Origin of the sequence: Pyxidicoccus caerfyrddinensis (genome assembly GCF_010894405.1) — a bacterium.
Classification (GTDB): Bacteria; Myxococcota; Myxococcia; order Myxococcales; family Myxococcaceae; genus Myxococcus; species Myxococcus caerfyrddinensis.
On record NZ_JAAIYA010000009.1, the window covers coordinates 244883 to 268760 of the forward strand.

General features: G+C 70.4%; 19 protein-coding genes. 10 read left to right on the plus strand and 9 right to left on the minus strand.

What is annotated here, in order from left to right:
- Positions 1 to 23 precede the first annotated feature (23 nt).
- Positions 24 to 1256 (minus strand): vWA domain-containing protein, encoded by a 1233-nt coding sequence (locus G4D86_RS23225; RefSeq protein ID WP_163996183.1) that lies wholly within the window; start codon positions 1254 to 1256, stop codon positions 24 to 26.
- A 290-nt stretch (positions 1257 to 1546) separates the two neighbouring features.
- Here G4D86_RS23225 and G4D86_RS23230 point away from each other — a divergent pair, with 290 nt between their 5' ends.
- The gene (locus tag G4D86_RS23230; RefSeq protein ID WP_163996184.1) at positions 1547 to 2266 is read left to right on the plus strand and encodes a hypothetical protein; all 720 of its coding nucleotides are present in this window, start codon (positions 1547 to 1549) and stop codon (positions 2264 to 2266) included.
- A gap of 60 nt (positions 2267 to 2326) precedes the next feature.
- Here the strand turns inward: G4D86_RS23230 and G4D86_RS23235 are convergent, their stop codons facing one another.
- Positions 2327 to 3022 (minus strand): pirin family protein, encoded by a 696-nt coding sequence (locus G4D86_RS23235; protein ID WP_163996185.1) that lies wholly within the window; start codon positions 3020 to 3022, stop codon positions 2327 to 2329.
- A gap of 164 nt (positions 3023 to 3186) precedes the next feature.
- Positions 3187 to 3738, minus strand: coding sequence for a YceI family protein (locus tag G4D86_RS23240; RefSeq protein ID WP_163996379.1), 552 nt, complete (start codon positions 3736 to 3738; stop codon positions 3187 to 3189).
- A gap of 237 nt (positions 3739 to 3975) precedes the next feature.
- Here G4D86_RS23240 and G4D86_RS23245 point away from each other — a divergent pair, with 237 nt between their 5' ends.
- The 6 genes from G4D86_RS23245 to G4D86_RS23270 all read left to right on the plus strand — a co-directional run bounded on the left by G4D86_RS23245 (position 3976) and on the right by G4D86_RS23270 (position 11597).
- The gene (locus G4D86_RS23245) at positions 3976 to 4353 is read left to right on the plus strand and encodes a peptide chain release factor family protein (RefSeq protein ID WP_163996186.1); all 378 of its coding nucleotides are present in this window, start codon (positions 3976 to 3978) and stop codon (positions 4351 to 4353) included.
- Between the two features lie 234 nt (positions 4354 to 4587).
- Complete coding sequence (locus G4D86_RS23250; RefSeq protein ID WP_163996187.1) at positions 4588 to 8829, plus strand: pilus assembly protein; 4242 nt, start codon at positions 4588 to 4590, stop codon at positions 8827 to 8829.
- Positions 8826 to 9425, plus strand: a complete 600-nt coding sequence (locus G4D86_RS23255; protein WP_163996188.1) for a PulJ/GspJ family protein — start codon at positions 8826 to 8828, stop codon at positions 9423 to 9425. Before G4D86_RS23250 ends, G4D86_RS23255 begins: the two co-directional genes overlap by 4 nt.
- On the plus strand, positions 9422 to 10537 hold the full coding sequence (locus G4D86_RS23260; protein WP_163996189.1) for a PilW family protein: 1116 nt from the start codon (positions 9422 to 9424) through the stop codon (positions 10535 to 10537). The genes G4D86_RS23255 and G4D86_RS23260 overlap by 4 nt, the downstream gene beginning before the upstream one ends.
- 8 nt (positions 10538 to 10545) lie before the next feature.
- A complete protein-coding gene (locus G4D86_RS23265) occupies positions 10546 to 11145 on the plus strand; it encodes a hypothetical protein (protein WP_163996190.1) in 600 nt (199 codons plus the stop codon).
- A gap of 29 nt (positions 11146 to 11174) precedes the next feature.
- The gene (locus G4D86_RS23270; RefSeq protein ID WP_163996191.1) at positions 11175 to 11597 is read left to right on the plus strand and encodes an HD domain-containing protein; all 423 of its coding nucleotides are present in this window, start codon (positions 11175 to 11177) and stop codon (positions 11595 to 11597) included.
- A gap of 66 nt (positions 11598 to 11663) precedes the next feature.
- Here the strand turns inward: G4D86_RS23270 and acnA are convergent, their stop codons facing one another.
- The 5 genes from acnA to G4D86_RS23295 all read right to left on the minus strand — a co-directional run bounded on the left by acnA (position 11664) and on the right by G4D86_RS23295 (position 19551).
- Positions 11664 to 14396 carry an aconitate hydratase AcnA gene (gene acnA, locus G4D86_RS23275; protein WP_163996192.1) on the minus strand — a complete coding sequence of 911 codons (2733 nt, stop codon included), beginning with the start codon at positions 14394 to 14396 and terminating at the stop codon, positions 11664 to 11666.
- 159 nt (positions 14397 to 14555) lie between these two features.
- Positions 14556 to 15803 (minus strand): phospholipase D-like domain-containing protein, encoded by a 1248-nt coding sequence (locus tag G4D86_RS23280; RefSeq protein WP_240360428.1) that lies wholly within the window; start codon positions 15801 to 15803, stop codon positions 14556 to 14558.
- A gap of 182 nt (positions 15804 to 15985) precedes the next feature.
- Entirely contained in the window at positions 15986 to 17596 is a 1611-nt protein-coding gene (locus G4D86_RS23285; RefSeq protein WP_163996194.1) for an FHA domain-containing protein, read from the minus strand.
- A 9-nt stretch (positions 17597 to 17605) separates the two neighbouring features.
- Positions 17606 to 18532, minus strand: coding sequence for a helix-turn-helix transcriptional regulator (locus G4D86_RS23290; protein WP_163996195.1), 927 nt, complete (start codon positions 18530 to 18532; stop codon positions 17606 to 17608).
- Entirely contained in the window at positions 18529 to 19551 is a 1023-nt protein-coding gene (locus G4D86_RS23295) for a helix-turn-helix transcriptional regulator (protein WP_163996196.1), read from the minus strand. The genes G4D86_RS23290 and G4D86_RS23295 overlap by 4 nt, the downstream gene beginning before the upstream one ends.
- Positions 19552 to 19864: 313 nt before the next feature.
- Between G4D86_RS23295 and G4D86_RS23300 the strand changes: the two genes are divergently transcribed.
- Positions 19865 to 20335, plus strand: coding sequence for a hypothetical protein (locus G4D86_RS23300; protein ID WP_163996197.1), 471 nt, complete (start codon positions 19865 to 19867; stop codon positions 20333 to 20335).
- 25 nt (positions 20336 to 20360) lie between these two features.
- Here G4D86_RS23300 and proB read toward each other — a convergent pair whose 3' ends face one another.
- Complete coding sequence (proB, locus tag G4D86_RS23305; RefSeq protein ID WP_163996198.1) at positions 20361 to 21494, minus strand: glutamate 5-kinase; 1134 nt, start codon at positions 21492 to 21494, stop codon at positions 20361 to 20363.
- Positions 21495 to 21655: 161 nt separating this feature from the next.
- Here proB and hflX point away from each other — a divergent pair, with 161 nt between their 5' ends.
- Both hflX and G4D86_RS23315 read left to right on the plus strand, forming a co-directional pair.
- Positions 21656 to 23308 carry a GTPase HflX gene (hflX, locus tag G4D86_RS23310; protein WP_205519695.1) on the plus strand — a complete coding sequence of 551 codons (1653 nt, stop codon included), beginning with the start codon at positions 21656 to 21658 and terminating at the stop codon, positions 23306 to 23308.
- A gap of 125 nt (positions 23309 to 23433) precedes the next feature.
- A complete protein-coding gene (locus G4D86_RS23315; protein WP_163996380.1) occupies positions 23434 to 23874 on the plus strand; it encodes a winged helix-turn-helix domain-containing protein in 441 nt (146 codons plus the stop codon).
- The last annotated feature ends 4 nt before the right edge of the window (positions 23875 to 23878 follow it).

Consider the following 23878-nt stretch of genomic DNA (forward strand, 5'->3'; position numbering starts at 1 on the left):
CTCGAATCCACCTGATGCGCGGTTCAGTACGCGATGCCGTGCTTCGCGGCCTGCGCCTTCACGCCCTTCATCACGTTGGCGTCGAAGGTGTCCTCCTTCTCGGACACATTCTTGGTGAGCCACGTGTCCCGGTCCGCCGCCAGCTTCGCGGCCTTGGCCTCCAGCACCTTCTTCTCCTCCGCGAGCTGCTTCACCTTCGCGGCCTGCGCCTCCTTGCTCAGGCCCTTCAGCTCCGCCGGCAGCTCCTCGCCCTTCACGCTCGCCAGCGCAGCGGGAGCCGCCACGAGGTCCACCGCGCCGCCCACCGCCTCCGGGGCGCTGCTCTCCATCGCGGCCGAGGCAGCACCGGCGGAGGGCTTCGCAGCGGCGCGCGTCTTCTTCATGTAGCTGATGCGCTCCGCCGCGGCCTCGGGGGCCAGGCCCGCCATGGCATCGGCGCGGGCGCGGTTCTCAGCCTGCACCTCGGCGCGACCGGTGTAGAGCGTCTTCGACGCCAGCTCGGAGTTCACCTTCGCCAGCTCGACGTCGAACGGCGTGGCGACAGCGACCATGCCGCCGGACTGGTCGATGCTGTCGAAGGTGCCGTCCGTGAGCTTCGCCACGTGGCGCCAGGCGACTTCCGTCTCGCCGTCAGAGCCGCAGCGCACCGTGTTCACCACGATGTGCTTCTCCTTCGCGCGCTTCGCCCAGTGCTTGAAGTTCCAGTCGTCGTTGCGCTCGGCCGGGGGCGCATCGCCGACGAGGAAGATGACCTTCATCACCTCGCGGTTCTGGCTCCAGGACAGCTTGGACACGGCCTCGCCGAGGCCGCGGCCCACGTGCTCCGGCGCGTCACCGCCGCCGCCCGCCTCGAACCGGCGGAGGTTGGCGAAGACGGTGTCCAGGTCGTCGCTCAGCTCGAAGCGCTTCGTCACGTAGTCGTCGCCCACGTCGCGGTACGCCACGAGGCCGACCTTGAGGTGCGGCGTCGGCCGGCCCTGCGCGATGCGGGAGGCGATGGAGTAGATCTTCCGCTTCGCGCCCTCCAGCAGCCCGCCCATGGAGCCGGTGGTGTCGAGCACGAAGACGACCTCGATTTCCGGACGCGCGCCCTGGGCCTGATTCTGCGCGACCTGCGCCTGCGGCGCGGCGGGCTTCGTGGCCTCGATGGGCTTCGTGGTCTTGACGGGAGGAGCCTCGGCGAGGGCCGGAGCGGAAACCAGGGTGGTGGCGAGCGCGGCCGACAGCACGGCCCGCGACAGGGACTTGAGGTCCATGGCGTTCTCCAAGGGGGGCGGAAACAGCGGTTATCGGATGGGTCCTGCGCGCGCGTTCGACTCGTTAACGGACGACCCTGCCGGAAGTTCTACGCACGGGGTTGCTCGCCCTGGGCCCCCCGAGGTGCTGGACACCTCCGGCGCCGACCTCCTCTTCGTCCAGGCGGGCGTGGACCCGCTCGCCGCGCATGTGGGCATGTACGAAGTGGCCCTCGCGGTGTTTCGCCGAGCACGCCTGCTCTGGGGTCGCCTTGCTCGCGCGGCGCGACCGGCGGATGCTGGGCCCTGATATGAAACCCACGAACCTGAAGTCCGCCCTCCGCTGGAGCCTTCTCCTCCTGGGTAGCGCGCTGGCCGCGTCGTGCGCCGGCGACACGCCCTACTACAGCGTCCAGGTCGAAGCCCCGGACACCGTCAGCCTCACCCCCGGGGAGAACACCCCCGTGGAAATGACGCTCACCCGCATCGCCGACAAGCGCGGGAACATCCGCCTCACCCTCGCGAGAGCGCCCGAGGGCATCACCCTCCTGCCCGAGGTCCTGCTCCCCGCCGAAGAGGACAGCATCACCGCCACCCCGACGCTCGCGGTGGCCTCGAACACGACGACCACGGGCCTCGTCCAGTCGCTGCTCCTGGCGGAGGACCCCACCAACGCGTTCGCGTCGGGCGCCACCTTCTTCATCGTCGTGCTCCCCAAGCCCGCGCCCCAGCCGGACTTCTCCATCGCCGTGGAGCCCCGCCAGGTGAACATCTACGCGGGCCAAAGCATCCAGGTGCCGGTGACGGTGACGCGGACGGAGGGCTTCACCGGGAAGGTGTCGCTGACGCTCGAGGCCGCCACGTCTCGCATCAAGGTGGACCCGGCGACCATCGAAGCGGACCAGACCACCCGGCAGCTCTACCTCTACACGGACCGCTCCACCACGCGGCTGCCGGTGGCCGCCACCCTCACCGCCACCAGCGAGGACGGACGGAAGGCCACCACCGGCCTCACCATCAACGTCCGCTGACCGCGGTGCCCGCGGAGCGCGGCGTGTCTCCACGCGCGCTCCGCGTTGCCGCTCGAGCCCTCAGGCGAGGTCGAACAGCAGCGCCTCGATGGGCTCCGCCGCGGCGAGCACCACCCGCTCCTCCGCGGAGACGGCCACGCCGTCACCGGCCTTGACCTTCACCCCGTTCAGCGTGCCCGAGCCCCGCGCCAGCTGCACCCAGGCGTGCCGGCCCGGCGCCAGCGTGTACTCCGCCTGCTCGCCACGGCCCAGCAGCGTGCCGTGCAGCACCACGTCCTGGTGCACCGTCAGCGAGCCATCCCGCCCGTCCGGAGACGCCACCACCCGGAAGCGCCCCTGGCGCTCCCCCGCGTCGAACGCCTTCTGCTCGTAGCCCGGCTTCAGCCCCGCCTCGTTGGGCTGAATCCAGATCTGCAGCAGGTGCAGCGGCTCCTCGGAGGGGTTCATCTCGCTGTGCAGCACACCCGTGCCCGCCGTCATCCGCTGCACCTCGCCCGGCTTGATGACCGCGCGCGTGCCCATGCTGTCGCGGTGCTCCACCGCGCCGCCCAGCACGTAGGTGATGATTTCCATGTCCCGGTGCGGGTGCATGCCGAAGCCGCGCCGCCCCGCCACGGTGTCCTCGTTGATGACCCGCAGCGCGCGGAACCCCATGAAGTCGGGGTCGTAGTAGTCCGCGAAGGAGAACGTGTGGTGCGAGTCCAGCCAACCGTGGTTGGCATGGCCCCGCTCTTCACCGGAGCGAACGTAGATCATGGCCTGCCTCTCTTCCTTTCCTTGTTGCAACTGAGATGCGGAAGGGGCCGCCCGCGTTGCGGGGCGGCGGAACAGCAGCGCTCCGCCCGCGAGGCCGGACGCGCCGGCCACCAGCCCTCCCGTCACCTGCCGCCGGCTGAGCGGGCGGCCCGGCCCGCTGGCGCTCACGCCGCCTTCTCGCCCGCGGGCGCCGCCACCGCCTGCACGTCCACGGAGATGTCCACGCGCTCACCCACCAGCAGGCCGCCCGTCTCCAGCGCCTGGTTCCACACCAGCCCGAAGTCCTTCCGGTCGATGCTCGTCGACGCCTGGAAGGCGAGGCGCTCGTTGCCCCACGGGTCCTTCATCCGGCCCAGCAGCTCCGCGTCCAGCACCACCTCGCGCGTCACGTCGCGAATCGTCAGGTCTCCCGTCACGCGGTAGTGGCCCTTGCCCGCCGTCTCCACGCGCTTGCTGCGGAAGATGAGCTTGGGGAAGGCCGCCACGTCGAAGAAGTCCGGCGAGCGCAGGTGGTTGTCACGCTGCTCCACGCCGGTGTCGAGGCTCGCCGCCTCAATCTTCACCTCCGCCGAGCCGCGCGTGAGGTCCTCCCCGTCCAGCACCACCTTGCCCTCGAAGCGGGTGAAGCGGCCGTGCACCTTCGCCACCACCATGTGGCGAACCATGAAGCCGAGGGTGGAGTGCGTCGTGTCGAGGTTCCAGGTCTGGATGGCCATGTGCGTGTCTCCCATGTTCAGCGTGTCCTGACCCTTCCTTGAGCAACCACCGGGCCACGCCCCAACCCACTGGAATCATTGAAGAGTCTCTCGCCACCGCGAAAGAATCATCTCATATTGATACTACAACCCTACCATTGAGAGAGTCCGCGCCGGGGGCCGGGCGGCCGCGCGGGCGGGGCCGCCGCAAGACAGCGCTCCACGATGACGGCCGCGAGGGCTAGGTTGAGAGGTGCCATGAGCACCTCACCCGCCCGCCGACAGGCCGCGCTCGCTGCCCTCGCCCTGGATGACGAGGCCCTGCTGAAGGCCTGCGAGGTGGACTACTTCATCGCCTCCGGCCCCGGCGGCCAGCACCGCAACACCACCGCCAGCGGCGTGCGCCTCACCCACCCGCCCACCGAATTGTCCGTCAGCGCCACCGAGCGCCGCAGCCAGGTACAGAACAAGGGCGTCGCCCTGGACCGCCTGCGCGAGGGCCTGCGCGCCCTCACCTTCGTCCCCAAGGTGCGCCGGGCCACCAAGCCCAGCGCCGGCTCCAAGCGGCGGCGGCTGGAGGGCAAGAAGCGCACGTCCGAGAAGAAGACCCTGCGCAACACCAAGACGCTCTGGTGACGTGTTGACGGGTCAACACCCGGCCGCCTCCAGGGGCAGCGTGCGCTACGCAACCGTTTGCGGGCTCGCAAAGTTTGCGTAGCAAGAACCTGCGCCGGCTTACAGGGACACCGCGATTTTCCGAATGCCCCCGGGGAGGGCGGACAGGTTGAGCAGGGCACAGAGCGTGCACCGAAGTGGTGTGAGGCCGACCCAGGCAGGGTCGGCACACCCCCACGGTACGGAGCTCCCCCCATGCCCTCCACACCGCCTCCTTCCTGGTTCCGTCGCGTCCTGCTGGCGCTGGCGCTCTTGAGCGCGCTGCCGGCCTCGGCGACGGACATCGTCACCTTCAGTCGCGGCTCGCTCATCATCCCGGAGAACGCCACCTTCCAGCAGGGCTGCGGCGCGCTGTCGGCCTACGGGCTGGTGTGGCGCATCCTCCAGTCCAACCAATCGGGCGGGCCCAACGCGGCCAACCCCATCACGGTGTACCTGGCCATCAACGACCAGAAGCAGTCCCCCAACCGGTGCACGCCCTCCAACCGGCACGTCGCCCCGAACCCGAGCACCGACCCGAAGTGGAACGACGGCTGTGACTTCACCATCACCAACGCCACCGAGCAGCCGGTGGTGCAGGTGAACTACGGCGTCCCGTTCCCCGTCAGCGGCATCTACCCGTACGGGGACGTGGAGGACTTCGCCACGGGCAGCAGCGACGCGCGCCCGTACTTCGCTGACAAGACGCTGAACAACACCGTCAGCACCCCGCGCTTCTCCACGGTGCGCTACAGCGGCGGCGCGTTCATCTTCGCCGCGGAGGACGCCCGGCGCGTCATCGAGTTCATCCGCACGGGCAGCGGCGCGCAGTCCCCGGAGAAGTTCCGGACCTCCTGCGGCTGCGGCACCTTCACCAACAACAGTGGTTGCCACTACGTGCGCATGCACCAGGCCACCATCGAGTTCACCGCGCCCATTGCCCGCCGCATCAACCGCACCCCGCCCAAGATTGCGCTGCTGGACCTGGACGAGACGACTGACGACACCAAGCCCGGCAACGGCGCCTCGTACGTCAAGGGCGGCATGCTGGACGACTACCTGCGCAACGCGGGGCTGGACTTCCCGGGCGCGGGTGGCTGCCCCGAGGGCACCACCTCCTACTGCTCGCTCAACGGCGGCCAGCCCGGCCTCATCTACGACGCGCTCCACGCCAACGCGGACCTCATCTCCACCGCCACCTTCAACCACGGCCTGCTCAACGCGGTGGACCCCGCCACCCGCAAGCCCCGCTACAAGGTGTTCTGGGCGCCGCACTGGGAGCTCGGCGACAGCTCCTACAGCGAGTACCGGCCCAACGGCGACGGTGCCACCACGCAGCGCGAAAATCTGTTGAACAACATCGCCTACTTCGGCAACCAGCGCGGCAACGGCGTCTTCGCCGAGTGCGCGAGCATCAACTCCTACGAGACGACGAAGCGCCCGGACAACACGCCGGTGCTGACCTCGCGCTTCCAGGGGTCGAACAACTTCCAGCGCAACCCGCTCGGCGGCCAGAACGACACCTGGGAAGGGCGCAACTGCACGGACCCGGACTACCTGGCCCAGAGCGTGAGCAGCCGCGAGGAGTGCATGATCTACCCGAACCCGGGCGACCCGTTCTCCCAGGTGGGCAACTTCAAGTTCGACAGCGTGGTGGGCCACACGACGAACTACACCGCCACGTACAAGGCGGGCGTCCGGCGGCTCGCGGTGAGCTGGTACCAGTACCTGAACGGCGAGCGCTACGACAACGCCACGGACGTCACCCGGACGGCCTCGCGCGGCTACGACTTCTTCTCCTTCAACCAGAAGGACAATGACCCGGAGAAGGCGACCATCGTCTACCTCGCGGGCCATGACTTCAAAGGCGACGTCGCGGGCACGCGCATCGTGCTCAACACGCTGCTCAACCTGGGCTCCGAGCCGGTGGGCAGCGAGCGCGCGGTGACGGCGCCGGTGGCCTTCGACGACACCAACGGCACCGATGCCAATGGCACGCGGGCGGTGGTGTTCGCGGCCACCTACGACGCCGTGTCGGGCTACCCGCCCGGCGTGGACACGTATGACCCCATCCAGGGCTCCAGCTGGGTGTACCCGTACTTCCCCGGCCACCTGCGCGCGCACTCGCTCATCGGCGGCACCGCGCTGCGCTCGGGGGAGAGCGCGCTGGAGGACGCCACGCTGTGGGACGCGGACGCGATGCTGCCGCTGCCGCGCGCGCGCAACCTCTTCACGTACTTCGGCGGTCAGGTGACGGTGGACCCGAACCTCGGCCCTGGACGGCGCGCGCCGCGCGGGGTGATGCAGGTGGGCTGGAAGCCGCAGGCGGTGGCGGGCACCGCCATCAACAACAGCTACGGCGCGACGCCCAACCCCAACTGCGTGGACGAGCTCAAGCTGGGCCAGGCCACCGCGAAGGACGGCTCGCCCCACTTCGACTTCGTGAAGGGCTCCGACGGCGTGTGTGACTTGCAGCAGGCGGTGCAGTTCACCGCGCAGCTGGCGGGCGCCGACTACGGCGTGAGCACGGCGGCCCTCAACAAGGCCGCGCTCACGGCGGACTTCAACAAGGTGGCGCAGCTGCTCCAGCGCGTGCGCGGCTTCTGCTTCGCCACCACCACCCGCGTCGACGGTACGGGCCAACCCGTCCTCGAGCCCTCCGACAGCCAGTGCAACGACCCGGACGCGGACAACCGCGCGCACCTGGGCGGCTTCGCCAACTCCACGCCGACGGTGGTGCCTCCCAGCCCGGAGATTGCGGACAGCGGCGCGCCCCGGCCCACGGTGGTGTACGCGGCGGGCCTGGACGGGCAGCTGCACGCCTTCTACGTGTCCGGCGGCCGCGGCTACCGCGGGCCCGCTTCCGCCCGGGAGGCGCTCAACAACCCCGCCAGCGAGACGTTCCCGACGGACTATGCCCAGGCCTTCGGCAGCGGCACCCCGCCCCCCGTGGGCACGGAGCTGTGGAGCTTCCTGCCGGCCACGCAGCTGCCCTGGCTGCGCAGCAACAACGCGCGGGTGGACAGCGCGCCCGTCGTCCGGGACGTCTTCGCGGACTTCGTGGGCACCGGCCGGCGCGAGTGGCGCACGGTGCTGGTGGCCAACGTGGGGAGGACGGGGCGGGACTTGTTCGCGCTGGACGTCACCAACCCGCTCAAGCCGGCGCTGCTGTGGCACCTGGTGGGCAGCCACGCCCAGACGGGCGCCTTCCCGCCGCACGCGCCGGTGGTGCTCACGGACCGGGACACCGGCGGCACGCAGTGGACGGTGAAGTGGCACGAGCCCTCCTCGGTCTTCAAGCTGGCGCCCCAGGCGGACGTGGGCCGCCTGCCCACCGGCCTCTACGACTACAGCGAGCTGGGCGGCGCGCGCGGCCTGTCCATGGGCCGGGTGCGGCAGGGCCTGGAGCCCACCTACGTCGTCTTCGCCGCGTCCAACAGCTCGGGGGCCACGGGCTCTCCGGCCAAGGGCATCGAGGTCTTCGCCATCGACGTCGCCAACGGCCAGAAGCTCTGGCAGTGGGAGCAGCCGTACACGCAGGCGTGGGTGGACAACACCTCGCCCATCGCCCCCACGGTGCTGTCGGACACCGGCGGCGCGGCGCGCGTGTACGTGGGTGACATGGAGGGCCGCGTCTGGGAGCTGGAGGGCGCCACCGGAATGAATGTGAATGTGGTGCGCATGGGCCCCTCCTGCTCGGACACCTCGCCGTGCAAGTACGCCGCGCTGGACACCGGCTCCACCAACACCGACCCCCGCCCCATCACCACCAACGTGGCCGTGGCGCAGATGCCCGCGACGGTGACGGCCGGCAGCGCGTTCGCCAACTACCCGGGCGAGTCGCTCGCGATGGTGGGCACCGGCGGTGTCCCGTGGGTTCCCGCCACCGTGGCCGGCCAGCTCCACGTCGCGCTGCTGGGCCCCAACCGGCGGCTGCCCATGGGCGTGGATGGCAAGCTGCTGAACGGGACGGCGGTGACGGCATCCGCGGCCCGCGGCATGGCCCTGACCCAGGGCGTGATGCAGGAGCCGCCGCCCTTCCCGCTGAGCTTCGCGGGGCCGAAGCACCTCTATGGCTCCATCACCGTGGCGGGCCGCACCGCGTACTTCAGCACCGCCAACGGCGCGGTGAGTGACTTGATGTCGCTCGGCGCGCTCACCACCGGCTCCACCTACCGGATGGACCTGGGGGACACCTCGACGTCCGCGGCGGCCGCGGCGGTGACGCTGCCGGGCGTGTCGCTGGCCAACTACGGCGGCGTCGCCGTGTACCACCGCGACACGGGCGCGACGTCCACCGACTACGTGGTGGGCCTGGGCGTGAGCCGCATCTCCAACACCCTCATCAGCAACACCACCAACACGGGCGCGTCGAGCCCCGACGCCTCCCTGCGCGTCAATGGCCGCGACGGCTGGGTGTTCCGGCTCCTCAACTGGAGCCAGAGGTTCTTCGAATGAGCACGCCCTCGTTTCTTCCCGGTCGCCGCGCTGTCTCGCGCGGCTCCAGCATGCTGGAGGTCCTCATCTCCATGGCGGTGCTGGCGATGACGGCCGCCGGCGCGGTGGGCGGCATGCTGTCCGCCTCACGCCACGTGCGCGACGGGCAGCTCTACCAGGGGAAGCGGCTGCTGGCGGAGGCCCGCACGCAGCGGCTGTGGCTGGTCAACAAGACGGAGCTGGTGCGGCAGGCGGTGCCCTACCCCGGCCAGGACCCGTACTCCATTCCCCTGGGCACCGCGCCCTGGCGGGTGGACGCGACGGCCGCGGTGACCAACGACGCGGGCTCCGGCGCGTACTTCGAGCTGTCCGCCACCGGAGAGGTGAAGCCCGCCACCGGGATTCCGGCCGGCACGGCGTGCACCGACACGGCGGTGCCCTCGGGCACGTTCTGCCGCGAGGTGCTCATCACCCGGGGGCTCCGGAGCGGCGCGGCGCCGGGCCCCAACTCGGTCCTTCCCCCGGGCGCGACGGCCGTCACGGTGTGGACGCGCGTGTGGCGCAAGGGTGATGACCCGTCGAGCGCCGTCGTGCACAGCGAGGTCTTCGTCCAATGAGCTTCCGAAACTCGTGGCGGGTGCCCGCCTCGCGGCGTGGCATGACGCTGTTGGAATCACTGATTGTCGTGGTGCTGGCGTCCATCATCATCGCGGCCGCGACGGCGCTGCTGCTGGCGGGCGGGCGCGTGGTGCACAACACCGAGCACACGGCGGACAGCCACGACAACTCCCGCATCGCGGCGGAGAGCATCATGAACCTGGTGCGGCAGGCCGGCGCGGGCGCACCCGGCGGCCTGTGGGTGGCCCAGGGCGGCGTGCCCGTGCGCACCAACCCCATCTTCGGGCGCGACGGCACCACCGGCGCCGGCACCGTCGGCAACGTCACCACCGCCGACGGCAGTGATGACCTGTGGCTCGTGCTCCCGGACCCCAACTACATGGGCGAGCCCTGCTCCACCGTGAATGGCCAGCCCTCCGGCGCCTCGGTGCCCGTCACCCGGGCCGGCACGGGCGCGCTGAGCGTCAACTGCACCGCCAGCCTGCGCGCCGGAGCCCTCCACGTCGCCAGCAACATGACGACGAGCGCGCTGCTGTCCAACGTCCAGCTGGTGCCGGAGAACCCCGGCAACCCGGGCCAGGTGAGCTACGCCGAGCAGGGCGTGACGGGCTTCTCCAACGCGCCGGAGAAGGGCGGCTTCCAGAGCGGTGACTGGGTGTACCCGGTGCGGCTGGTGCACTTCTTCCTCGCCACCAATCCGGCGACGGGGCGCTCGGCGCTCTACCGCACGGAGGGCCAGGTGGCGCAGGACGCGCTGGGCCGGCCCTACTCGGACAACGCCACGCCGCCGCAGCTGGTGCAGGACTTCGTGGAGGACTTCCAGGTGGCGTTCGGCTTCGACGTCAACAACACCGGGGACGCCAAGGACTACGTCTGGCAGCACGGCCTGGCGCCCACGTTCGCCATGGGCCTGCGCACCGTGCGCGTCAGCGTGGTGGCCACCGGCCGCAGTCCCCGCCGCGACAGCCAGAGCGTCGCCGTGCTGTCCGACGACAAGCCCATGGACGTGGAGAACAACGTGCGTCCTCCCGCGGTGGTCGCGGACGGCTTCTACCGCAGCCTCTACACGCGCCGCCTGGAGCTGCCCAACCTGGCCGCGGCCAGCCTGTGAGCCCCGCCATGCGTCCTTCCACTTCCCGTCACGCCCGTGGTTCCACCCTGCTCATGGTCATCATCCTGGTGACGGTGCTGATGGGGCTCATCGCCAGCATCCTCGTCTACGCCGGCAAGGAGCGCGTGCGCGCCGTGGCCGCCGGCCGCAACGGCCAGCGCCAGAGCTGCGCGGAGAGCGGCCTCCAGCTGGCGCGCAGCTACTACGGGCGCAACTTCCACAACTGGAACACCTACGTCGCCGCGCCGTCCACGTATGACCCGGTGCGCTCCAGCTACAACGCCAACCCGGCCGACCCGAACAACCCCGCGCTCCAGACGGCGCACCCGGAGCTGTTCGCGGACCTGGACGGCGACGGCAAGCAGGACGTGTTCCTCTACATCCGCGACAACGACGACGAGCTCTTCCCGCTGCCCGCCGAGCGCAACCGCGACAATGACCACAACGTGGTGGTGGGGGCCGTCTGCATCTCCAGCACGCTGACGCCCCGCAGTGAGAACACCGTGTCCCCCACCCTGCTCGCGCACGAGGGGCTGCTCAGCTACAACGGCGAGAGCGCCGGCTGCCTCACGTCCAACGCGGGCAACGGCACCGGCAACTGCAACTGACAGCCGGGGGCCTCCCCCGGGAGGCCCTCATGCCCACCCTCGAAGCCGCCCTCGCCCTCGCGGTGGAAGCGCACCGCGGCCAGCGGGACAAGGCCGGCCAGCCGTACATCCTCCACCCGCTGCGCGTCATGATGCGGCTGGAGACGGACGCCGAGCGCACCGTGGCCATGCTCCACGACGTGGTGGAGGACACGCCCTGGACGCTGGAGCGGCTGCGCGAGGCCGGCTACCCCGAAGACGTGCTCCGCGCGCTGGACGCCCTCACCCGCCGCGACGGCGAGACGTACGAGGCCTTCATCGAGCGGCTGCGCCCGGACGCGCTGGCCCGGCGGGTGAAGCTGGCGGACCTGGAGGACAACATGGACGTGCGCCGCCTCACCGCGGTGACGCCCAAGGACGCCGAGCGCCTGGCGCGCTACCGCGCCGCCTGGAGCCGCCTGCGCGAGCCCTGAAACACCACGGCCCGGTCAGCGCCACGAGGGCACTGCCGGGCCGCGATGCGACGTGCGACGGACGCCTCAGGCCTTGGCCAGCTGGCGCAGCACGAACTGCAGGATGCCGCCGTGGCGGTAGTAGTCGAGCTCGTTCGGCGTGTCGATGCGGCACAGCGCGGTGAACTCCTTGGTGCCGCCCTCGCCCGTGGCCTTCACGGTGAGCTTCTTCTGCGGCGCCAGGTTCTCCGCGATGCCCGTAATCTCGAACTTCTCGTGGCCGGTGAGGCCCAGCGACTGCGCGTCCTGGCCCGCCTCGAACTGGAGCGGCAGCACGCCCATGCCCACGAGGTTGGAGCGGTGGATGCGCTCGAAGCTCTTGGCGATGACGGCCTTCACGCCGAGCAGCTGCGTGCCCTTGGCAGCCCAGTCACGGCTGGAGCCGGTGCCGTACTCCGCGCCGGCCAGCACCACCAGCGGCGTGCCCTCCTGCTGGTACTTCATGGAGGCGTCGTAGATGCTCGTCCGCTCGCGGGTGGGGATGTGGACGGTGACGCCGCCCTCCACGCCGGGCACCAGCAGATTCTTCAGGCGGATGTTGGCGAAGGTGCCGCGCACCATGACCTCGTGGTTGCCGCGCCGCGCGCCGTAGGAGTTGAAGTCCTTCGGCTCCACGCCCTCGGCCATGAGGTACTTCGCCGCGGGGCTCGTCTTGGCGATGTTGCCCGCGGGCGAGATGTGGTCCGTCGTGACGGAGTCACCCAGCAGCGCCAGCACGTGCGCGCCCTTGATGTCCTGCGGCGCCTTCGGCTCCTTCGGCAGGTTCTCGAAGAAGGGCGGCTTGCGCACGTAGGTGGACTTCGGCTCCCACTTGAAGGTGGAGCCCTTGGTCACCTGGAGCTGCTGCCAGAGCGCGTCGCCCTCCATGGCGTTGGCGTACTGGCTGCGGAACTGCTCCGGCTTCACGGCGGCGCGGACGGTGTTGCGAATCTCCTCGTCCGTGGGCCAGATGTCCTTGAGGAACACCGGGCGGCCGTTGGGGTCCAGGCCCAGCGGCTCCTTGTCCATGTCCAGCCCCACCTCGCCGGCCAGCGCGTAGGCCACCACCAGCGGCGGGCTGGCCAGGTAGTTCATGCGCACGTGCGGGTTGATGCGGCCCTCGAAGTTGCGGTTGCCGGACAGCACCGCGGCCACCACGAGGTCCGCCTCGGTGACGGCGTTGGCGACGGGCTCGGGCAGGGGGCCGGAGTTGCCGATGCAGGTGGTGCAGCCGTAGCCCACCACGTGGAAGCCGACGGCCTCCAGGTAGGGCAGCAGGCCCGCGTCACGCAGGTACTCGGTGACGACGCGGCTGCCCGGGGCGAGGCTCGTCTTCACCCACGGCTTCGGGTTGAGGCCGCGCTCCACGGCCTTCTTGGCGAGGAGGCCCGCGGCCACCAGCACCGCCGGGTTGGAGGTGTTGGTGCAGGACGTAATCGACGCAATCACCACCGCGCCGTGGCCGAGCTGGTAGCTGGAGCGGCCCGCCTTCACGGTGGACGTCTGGGCCAGGCGCTCCGGGGCCACCTCGGCCGCGGGAGCCTTGGCCTTGCCGCCGCCCTCGTCGTCCTCGCCCTTGCTCTTGCCGGCGGCCAGCATCTCCACGAGCGACTTCTCGTAGCCGGCCTTCATGTCCTTGAGGGGCACGCGGTCCTGCGGGCGCTTGGGGCCGGCGAGGCTGGGCACCACGGTGGCCAGGTCCAGCTCCAGCGTGTCGCTGAAGCTCGGGTCCGCCGCGCCGTCCTTGCGCCACAGGCCCTGCTCCTTGGCGTAGGCCTCGGTGAGGGCCACGACGTCATCCGGGCGGCCGGTGAAGCGCAGGTAGTTGAGGCTCTCCTCGTCCACCGGGAAGAAGCCGATGGTGGCGCCGTACTCGGGGGCCATGTTGGCGATGGTGGCGCGGTCCGGCAGCGACAGGCTCTTCAGGCCGTTGCCGAAGAACTCCACGAACTTGCCGACGACCCCCTTCTTGCGGAGCATCTGCGTGACGGTGAGCACCAGGTCCGTCGCGGTGGCGCCCGCGGGCAGCTGGCCCGTCAGCTTGAAGCCCACCACCTGCGGAATGAGCATCGTAATCGGCTGGCCGAGCAGCGCGGCCTCGGCCTCGATGCCGCCCACGCCCCAGCCCACCACGCCCAGGCCGTTGATCATCGTGGTGTGGCTGTCGGTGCCCACCAGCGTGTCCGGGTACACGGTGCTGCCCTCGCGGAACGTCACGCGGGCGAGGAACTCCAGGTTCACCTGGTGGCAGATGCCGATGTCCGGCGGAACGACGCCGAAGCCCTTGAACGCGCTCTGGCCCCAGCGCAGGAAGGCGTAGCGCTCGCGGTTGCGCTCGAACTCCAGCTCCGCGTTCTCCTTGAAGGCCGCCGTGGTGGCGAAGGAGTCGATCTGCACCGAGTGGTCGATGACCAGGTCGGCCGGGTTGCGCGGGTTGATTTTCGCCGGGTCGCCGCCCATGGAGGCGAGCGCCTCACGCATGGCGGCCATGTCCACCACCGCGGGCACGCCGGTGAAGTCCTGGAGGAGGACGCGGGCGGGGTGGAAGGAGATTTCCACGTCCGGGGTGGCCTTGGGGTCCCAGGCCAGCATCTTCTCCACGTGCTCGCGCTTGACGACGCGGCCGTCCTCGTTGCGCAGCAGGTTCTCCAGCAGCACCTTGAGCGAGAACGGGAGGCGATCCACCGCGGGGTGGGCCTTCGCCAGTTTGGCCAGGCTGTAGTAGTCGTACGTGGCCGAGCCCACCTTGAGCTGGGACTTCGTGCCGAAACTGTCGGTCATGTGCGTTGCCGTCCTTCCGTGCGCGGGATGCGCCGACTTGTAGGCCCGCCTTTGACGCGTTGCAAAGGGTTCCTGCGCGGTCATCCAGGGTCGGACGGTTCCCCCCCGAGGCGTCCAGTCCCGCTCATCGGAACCATGCGTCCCGCTGGGGGAATGACCTCAGAGCATCTTGCGGAAGGCGTACAGCACGCGCTCCAGGGCCTTCTGCCACAGGGGCCGGCGGCGGAAGTCCGCCAGCGTCACCTCGCGGCAATTCCCGCAGTCGGTGCGGAAGGACTCTTCCAGCTGCCGGCCCAGGCGGGGGTCCGCGAAGACGGCATTCACTTCGTGGTTGAACGCCAGGCTGAGGCGCTCCAGGTTGAACGAGCCGATGGTGCCCCACACCCCGTCCACCACGGCCGTCTTCGCGTGCAGCACGCCGCGCTGCCACTCGAAGATGCGGATGCCGGAGGCCAGCAGCTTCTCGTAGAAGGCGCGGGTGGCGAACTCCAGGAAGGGGTGGTCGCTGCGGGCGTTGAGCAGCAGGTGCACCTCCACGCCCCGCTTCGACGCCTCGCGCAGCGCCGCCACCATGCGCCGGTCGGGAATGAAGTACGCGGCGGCGATGAGCACGCTGCTGCGCGCCCGGTGGATGGCGTGCAGGTACGCCCGGTGGATGCTCCGCCGGCTGGACAGCACCGCCAGGCCCACCTGCCCGCGCCGGGGCGCCCGGGGCGTGAAGTGGCGCAGCCCCGTGGCCAGCCGCCGGATGCGGTCCTGGAACATCATCCGCCACGTGGCCAGGAAGCGCCGCTCCAGCTCGTGCACCGCCGGGCCCTCAATCCGCAGCACGTCGTCCCGCCACGCCGAGCCCTGGCCTTCGGGAGCCCAGTTGGCGGAGATGTTCACCCCACCCGTGAAGGCGACCTCGCCGTCCACCACCAGAATCTTCCGGTGGTCGCGGCGGAGCAGGTGGCGCAGCCCCCGGGACAGGCTGAAGGGCTTGAAGGCACGGATGTCCACGCCGCGGGCGCGCAGCCCGTCAAAGAAGCTGCGGCGGCTGGTCCACGAGCCCACCGCGTCGTAGAGCACCTTCACGTGCACGCCGCGCTCGGCCGCCTCCGCCAGCGCCTGGCCGAACAGCTCACCGACGGCGTCGGTGATGAACATGTACGTCTCCAGGCGGATGTAGCGGCGCGCCCGGCGGATGGCCTCCAGCATGGCCGGATAGGCCTCCACGCCGTCGCGCAGGAGCTGACAGGCATTGCCCCGCTGCACCGCGTGGCCGCGCGGCAGGTAGTACCGCGACAGGAGCAGTCCGGAGACATTCGGACTCCACACGGGCGGGTGCTCTGGCACCACACCGGGGGAGTGGGGGCGTGCGAGCCCCGTCTCACCGTCGCTCGAAACGACTGACTGCTCTCTCATCACCTCCGGGTCGCGCATGGCCACCCAACGGTGAGGATGCCCCAGCGACGCGGCAACCCGAGGCCCCAACGCATGCCCGCTCGGCGGGCGACAGCGTTGGTTGGCGGACGGAGCAAGCCCCCGTCATACCGGGCGGGGGCGATTTCCGCCACCGAGGGGGACGGGCGGCGGTGCGCGAAAGGCTACAGCCCGTACTCGGAGCGCTTGTTCTCCGCGCGCGTGGCACACGGCTGGTCGTACTCGGGGAAGTACTCCTTCACGTGGTCCAGCGTGGCGGAGGCGGCCTTGTAGTTGCCCTGGTTGTAGTAGCCCTCGACCTCCAGGAGCAGCTTGGCGCAGGTGCGGTCCAGCTCCTGCTGCGCCGTCTTCAAGCGCTCCTGTGCGTCGAAGTAGAGGTCCGGCTTGGGCTCCGGGTGGGCCTCCAGCATCAGCCAGGCCTCGCGGAAGGCCTTCCAGGCCTCGTAGCGGTTGCGCGCGCCGATGTCCGGCGTGTCGAAGTACTTCCGGCCGCGCTTGAAGGACTCGTTGGCCTTCTGCGCCAGCTCCTCCGGCAGCAGGTCCGGCAGCAGCGCGCGCTCCACCCACACGTTCCAGATGACCCAGGGCTCCTCGCCCGGCGGGTTCTTGGTGTTGTCGAAGATGATGCGGTTGGGCTCGCCCTTCTTGAGGTTCGGGGCGGGAATCATCAGCTCCAGCGGGCGGTCCTGGCTGGCCAGCGTGTCGGGCGGCACCTTGCCCACGTCCACGCCGTTGACGCTCACCACCACCTCGTCCTTGGAGATGCCCTGCGCCTGGTAGTGGAGGATGACCACCGCCTTGGTGGCGGCGGTGTACTCCCAGGAGAAGACCTTCATGTCCGCGCGCTCCCACGTCACGTCCGGCCCCAGGCCGAACGAGTCGCGGATGGGCTGCGCGTTGAGCACCGAGGGCTCCTCGCCCTTGTGCTGCGTCTCGCCATCGCTGAGCACCAGCCAGTAGAGCAGGCCGAAGATGCCGAGCACCATCGCCGCGCCGCCGCCGAGGATGCCGCTGCGGATGGCCGGAGTCGCATCCGCCCAGAAGAGCTTCGCACTGGCGATGACGCCGGGAGACTCGCGGCGGATGCGGGCGCGGTCCGCCGCGGACAGCCCACCGGCCGCGGGCTGGGGGCCCGACGCGCGGGCCCGCACGGGGACGTTCGTGGACGAAGGCGGACGGCGCGGGGCGGGCGTCGACGGGGGCGCGCGCTCGATGGCGGCCTTGGGGCCCGAGGGCCGGGGCGGGGCCTGCGGCGCGACGGCGGGACGCGAGCCTGACTGCGTGACGGGGCGCAGCGAGCGCATGTTGTGACGGGTGGCGCCCTGGCGCAGCTCCTCCAGCTCCTCCTCGTCCGCGCCTTCCGGGGCCAGCGCTACACCCTTGTTGCGCTGCTTCTTCAGCGCGTCCACGGAGACGATGCGGGTGCTGTTCGCACCCTCCTTCGCGCCGGCGGGAATCTCCTCCTCACCCGTGGACGGCTCGTCCGTCATCATCACGAAGACGAACGTCACCGGTCCGAGCGTGAGCTTGTCGCCGTCCTCCAGCACGTGCGTGGACACCGGCGAGCCGTTGACGAGCGTCCCGTTGGCGCTGCCCTGGTCCTCGACGGAGTAGGCCTCCCCGTCGAGGAAGATGCGGCAGTGCTTGCGGGAGACGCCCGGGTCGAACAGGGCGACGTCGCAGTCCGTGGACCGGCCGATGAGCACGGAGTCCTGGTCGAAGACGAACTCCTTACCGGCTTCTCTACCCTCGGAGATCGTCAGCTGGAAAGGCATGGGGGGCTACTATCCTACCGAGGCACGCGCCGCCCGGGCAACGGCGGCCCGCGCGCTGGCGGGTTCCATGACCTGGGCCTCGCCTCCGAAAGACAGCACCCACTGGGTGAGCCAGCGCTCGCTGTCGCCCGCCACCAGCACCTCCACGCCCCCGTCCGCGAGCGGGCGGGCGTCCCGGCCGAAGCGCTCCTTCACATAGGGCGCGGCCACCGGGGAGAAGCGCACGCGCACGGAAATCTCGGTGCGGCTGCGCGCCGGGTTGGGCACGTCCGCCCGGGCGTCCGGCGGCGGGAGGAAGGCGGTGTCCGTGACGGCGATGTCCTCCATCCGGTCCAGCCGGAACAGGCGCGCGTCCTGGCGCATGTGGTCGAAGCCCTGGAGGTACCACTGGCCGCGGTGGCTGAGCAGCTCGTATGGCCGCACCCTGCGTGACTCGGGCGCACGACCCGGAGTGGCATAGGCGAACGTCACCTCCAGCCGCTCGATGATGGCGCGGGTGAGGGGCGCCAGCGCCTGGGGCGCCTCCGCCGAGGCGTCGATCTTCCGGTACATCTCCCGGTAGCGCTCGCGGGTGGAGGGCGGGAGGATGCGCTCGAGCTTCTGGAGGGCGCTCTGCAGCGCGTCCCCGGCGGCCGGGCGCAACAGCTCCGCCGAGGCGGCCAGGGCCGCGGCCTCACCCGGAGTCAGCCGGGGCGGCGCGAAGAGGCGCTGATCCAGGTCCACGTAGACGCGGTCATTGTCCACGTAGATGTCGATGTAGTCGTCCGGGTTGAAGGGCGGCCGGCCCACGCAGGTGAGCAGGTCCAGCTCCTCCAGCAGGTCCTCCCGGCTGATGTTGAGCGCCTTCGCGAGCGCCTCCACCGTGACGCCGGGGTGCTTGGAGACGTAGGGGACGAGGAACAGCAGGCGGCGGAGCCGCTCATGGACGTTGCTCATGCGCTCACCGTTTCCTGCGGGTCCTCGTGGCGCGCCAGGATGCGCGTGGCCATGTCCTTCAGCCGCGCCTGGGCGCTCTCCGGGCCCTCCACGCGGCAGTCCGGTCCCAGCGCCAGGCAGAAGCGCACCAGGCCGTCCAGGAACGACACCCGCATGCGGGCGCGCACCACGCCCTCCTCCGCCGGCTCCAGCATGGCACCGGGCAACAGGCTGCCGGCGCGCGAGGCGAGCGCGCCCGACAGACGCAGCGTCACCTCCATCGGCTCGTGGAAGCGGTGCTGCCACGGGAAGTACGCCACGTGGGCGTCCAGCGTGAAGTCCTCCGGCACCTGGAAGTCCGGCGTGCGCGGGCGGGCGGTGTTCACCTTCAGCTCGCGGACGCGGTGCACATGGAACGTGCGCAGGCCGCCGCGCAGGTGGCAGTGGCCCACCAGCGTCCACACGCCACGACGGAGCGCCAGGCCATACGGGTCCACCTTGCGCTGCGTGGTGGTGGGCTGCTTGGGGCTGGCGTACGTCAGCTCCACCCACTTGCGCGAGGCGCACGCATCCCAGAGCTGCTCCAGGCGGGCGGAGACCTCCTTCTCCTCGCCCTCCTGCACGGCGCCCAGCTCCATGCGCACGCGAGGCGTGGGCAGCGACTCGCCGGCGAAGAAGCCAATCTTGCGCAGCGCATGTGCCAGGTCGTCCCGGCCGGGGAAGGCCCCCGAGGCGAGCGCGGCGGAGCCGGCGGCGTACAGCACGGCCAGCTCCTCCTTGGTGAGGTCCGCCTCCGGCAGGTAGTAGGCGTCGCGGTCGACGATGTAGCCGTCCCTCCGCTCGTCGTCGCCCTGCACGTAGGTCAGCGGGAAGCCCAGCTCCACCAGCTCCGCCTTGTCACGCTCGAACTTGCGCTCGGCGGCGTCGTCGGAGCCTCCGTAGTCAGAGGGGAAGTGCTCGCGCAGCTCGGCCCATGAGATGGGCTCGCGCGCGTCGAGCAGAAGGGCCACGAGGTCGAGGATGCGTTCGGTGCGTTCCATTCGGAAGGTCGGCCACGATGCCGGGCGAGCCCCGGGAGGTCAATTCGGTGAACGTGATGATGAGAAACAGGCGGCGCGTCCGCTCGCGTCCGGTCGGATATCCGGACCCGACTGAACAAACAAGCAGGTAATCGCCTGTATGTCCGGAGGTCCTCAGCCCGGAAGAGGACAACCCGGGACGGGGGGCTCGCACTCGGGGCGCGACTGGGATATTCCTGGGACGTCTGAAGATGTGACAAGCACCGGTGGCAGGCGGTGTCCGGCCGGACGCTGCGCGGCCGACGCAGCGAGGGTGCTTCGAAGGGACCTCACCATGGGCCGCACCTCCCTCGTCCGTAACATGGTTGCCGGACTGGCGCTGCTGGTGGGGCTGTGCTCCGTCGTGAGTCCCGCCGCCGCCAGGGCCGAGCCGCTCTACTTCGCGGTGGAGGTCCGCCGCGAGGGCCGCGTGGTGGCCACCCCGAAGCTGCTGGGCGAGACGGGCCGCACCCTGCGCGCCGAGCGCCGCCGCCCGGGCGCACCCCTTCCCGACTACCGGCTGATCCTCACGCCGAAGGCCTCGGGTGACTCCTTCCTCCTCCAGCTGGATCTGCAGCTGCCGGAGGCCGCGGGGCACTCGGAGCTGGCCCTCCTCCACGGGCAGGAGCGCAAGCTCCAGCTCGGCCGGGTGCCGGGCGAGCTCGAAGTGCATCTGCTCCTGATGAAGGTGGACTCGCCGGAGTTCCGCGCGCTGATGCAGCTGGGCGAGGACTCCGACAAGGGCTCCTCCACCTCCTCCATCTAGCGAAGGCGCCCTGCCCCGCCGCTTCCTAGAGCACCGCCAGGTCGTCGCGGTGCACCGCCTCGTCCAGGTAGCGGTAGCCCAGCACCGCCTCGATGTCCCCCGTGCGCCGGCCCGCGATGCGTCGCAATTCATTCGCGTCGTAGGCGGCGAGCCCCCGGGCGAACACGGCGCCGGACTCGTCGGACAGGTCCACCGGGTCACCCCGGCCGAAGTCGCCCTCCACGCCGCGCACGCCGCTGGGCAACAGGCTGCGCTTGCCAGTGACGATGGCCTCACGCGCTCCCGCGTCCACGCTGATCCTCCCGCGCGGCCGCAGGGCATGCGCAATCCAGGCGGCCCGGGCGCTGCGGCGGCTGCCCATGGGCTCGAAGAGGGTGCCCACGGGCTCGCCCTCCAGCACCTGCCGCAGGCGGCCGGGCACGGCGCCGGACGTAATCACGCAGCGGATGCCGGACTCGGTGGCCCGCGCGGCGGCGCGCACCTTGGTGGCCATTCCGCCGGTGCCCACGCCGCTGGTGGTGCCGCCGGCCAGGGCCAGCACCTCGGGTGTCACCTGCTCCACCGCGAGCATCAGCTCCGCGCCGTCGTCCTGGCGCGGGTCGCCGGTGTAGAGCCCCTCCACGTCCGAGAGGAGGACGAGCGCCTCGGCCTCCACCACGCCCGCCACCAGCCCGGCGAGCGTGTCGTTGTCGCCGAACTTCAGCTCGTCCACGGAGACGGTGTCGTTCTCGTTGATGACGGGCACCACGCCCGCGGCCAGCAGTCGCTCCAGGGCGTGCTTCACGTTGAGGTACCTGCGCCGGTCCTGCACGTCCTCGTGCGTGAGGAGCACCTGCGCCACCGCTCGCCCCGCCCCACTGAAGGTCTCCTCGTAGGCCTGCATCAGGCGGCTCTGCCCCACCGCCGCGCACGCCTGCTTGCCGGGAATATCCTTGGGGCGGGCCGGCAGCCCCAGCCGCTCCACGCCCAGCGCAATCGCGCCGCTGGAGACGACCACCAATTCGCGGCCCTGCGCGGCCCACAACAAATCCCGGCCCAGCGCATCGAAATGGTCGCGGTTGAAGCGCCCGGTGGCGTTCGTCAGCGCGTTGGTGCCGATCTTCACCACCACGCGACGGGCGGCTCGCAGGGCGGTGCGGCCAGCGGAAATCGGACTCACGTCCGGCAGCGTAGGTCAGAAATGGAAGAAACGCGCGTCAGCCGTGCGTTCACACCGGTCGCGGTTTTCGGAACGAACCGCGCCATGAAACCCACCGCGCGGGTGGCCATATAGAGTTCCGGATGCGTGGGGGCCCGGAGGCCTCCGCCAGGAGAGACGGTTTGAAGGAAATCTACGGCAACACCCTGGGCCTGAAGTCGAGCGAGCAGCACCGGCTGCGAAACACCTTCCGGCGACGCGTGTCGCCGCACGAAATCGTGTCGCCCGAGCTTGCCCGCCACCTCACCGAGCTGTCGCGTGAGACGAACCGGCAGGTGGGTGTGCTCATCAACCGCAAGGGCGAAATCGAGCATGTGGTGGTGGGCAACGCGCACAAGCTCGAGCTGCCGGACATCGGCCGCGCCCGCGCGGGCCAGATTCGTCTGCGTGGCCTTCGCCTGGTCCACACGCACCTCAAGAGCGAGCCCCTGACGAAGGACGACCTGACGGACCTCGCGCTGCTGCGCCTGGACTGCGTGGCCGCCATCGGCGTGGGCGAGGAGGGCCTGCCCGGCGTGCTCCACTACGCGTACCTCGTGCCGGAGAACGGCAGCGGGGAGTTCTGGCACGTCAGCACGCTGCCCTCCGTCCACGGGGAGCAGCCGGACCTGACAGACACGCTGGGCGCGCTGGAGGAGGAGTTCAACCGCAAGGCGGCCGCCCGCACCGTCGGGGGCCGGGAGAAGGCCATCCTCGTGGCGGTGTGCCTGGACGGCAACCGCGGCAAGGCCGAGGCCAGCCTCGCGGAGCTGAAGGAGCTGGCGCGCACCGCGGGCGTGGAGGTCATCGACAGCGTGCTCCAGGTGCGCCGCGAGGCGGACCCGCGCTACCTCATCGGCCGCGGCAAGCTGGAGGACCTGAACCTGCGCTCCATGCAGTCCATGGTGGACCTGCTCATCTTCGACAAGGACCTCACCCCGTCGCAGGGGCGCCACATCGGCGAGGCCACCAGCCTCAAGGTGCTGGACCGCTCGCAGCTCATCCTCGACATCTTCGCGCAGCGCGCGCAGAGCGCCGAGGGCAAGCTCCAGGTAGAGCTGGCGCAGCTGAAGTACCGGCTGCCCCGGCTGGTGCAGAGCGACGACTCGCTCAGCCGGCTCGCGGGTGGCATCGGCGGGCGAGGCCCTGGCGAGACGAAGCTCGAAATCGACCGACGCCGGGTGCGCGACAGGATTACGAACCTGGAGAAGCGCATCGACGCCGTCAGCCGCGAGCGCAGCGTGCGGCGCGCCCAGCGCAACCGGCGCGAGCTGCCGGTCATCTCCATCGTCGGCTACACCAACGCGGGCAAGTCCACGCTGCTCAACGCGATTACCAACGCGGAGGTGCTGGCGGAGGACAAGCTGTTCGCCACGCTGGACCCGACCAGCCGGCGACTGCGCTTCCCGCAGGAGCGCGAGGTCATCATCACCGACACGGTGGGCTTCATCCGCGACCTGCCCAAGGACCTGGTGGCGGCCTTCCGCGCCACGCTGGAGGAGCTGTACGACGCCAGCCTGCTGCTGCACGTGGTGGACGCGGCGGACCCGAGCTACGACGACCAGGTGGAGGCGGTGGAGAACATCCTCGAGTCGCTGGGGCTGATGGAGAAGCCGCGCCTGATGGTGTGGAACAAGGCGGACAAGCTGACGCCGGAAGAGGTGGAGTCGCTGCTGCGCACCCGGGGCGGCGTGGCCATCAGCGCGGCGAAGCGCGAGGGCCTGGCGTCGCTGCTGGCCAAGGCGGACACCACGCTGTTCGCCGAGGGCGCCACCGAGGCCATCGGCGCCGTCTGACCCGGACTCACGGTATTGAATCGACTCGAGGCCCCGGTGCTCCTCCCACGAGAGGACGCCGGGGCCGCGGCGTTTACGGCCGGTTGCGGCAGAGGAGGGCTCCCCCTAGAGTCCGGGCCGTGGCGATGACCTCCCCGTCGATGATGCTGTTGAATGTCCTGCTCACGCAGCAGCCCGCGCCGGACTACGCGAAGCCTGACTCCTCCCTGTCCCCGAGCTACTTCGAGGTGCTGGAGCAGAACAGCCACATCATCTACCCGGCGGTAGCGATACTGACGCTGGTCATCATCGCCGCGGGCATCCTCCAGGCGTGGCGGACGCAGGACCTGGACGGCCTCCAGAAGAACGAGTTCAAGCGCGCCATCGTCAACGAGCTGCGCCGAAACATCAGCGGCATGCCCGGCGACCAGCTGGCGAAGTCCGTGGGGCTGGACCGGTTGAAGACGAACCGGCTGCTGGAGCAGATGCAGCAGGAGGGCCTGGTGGTGAGCCACACCAACTCCCAGCGGCTCACCGTCTGGCGCATCCGTGGCGCGTCGCCCGAGCCGAGCGTGCGGAAGTACTGACCGC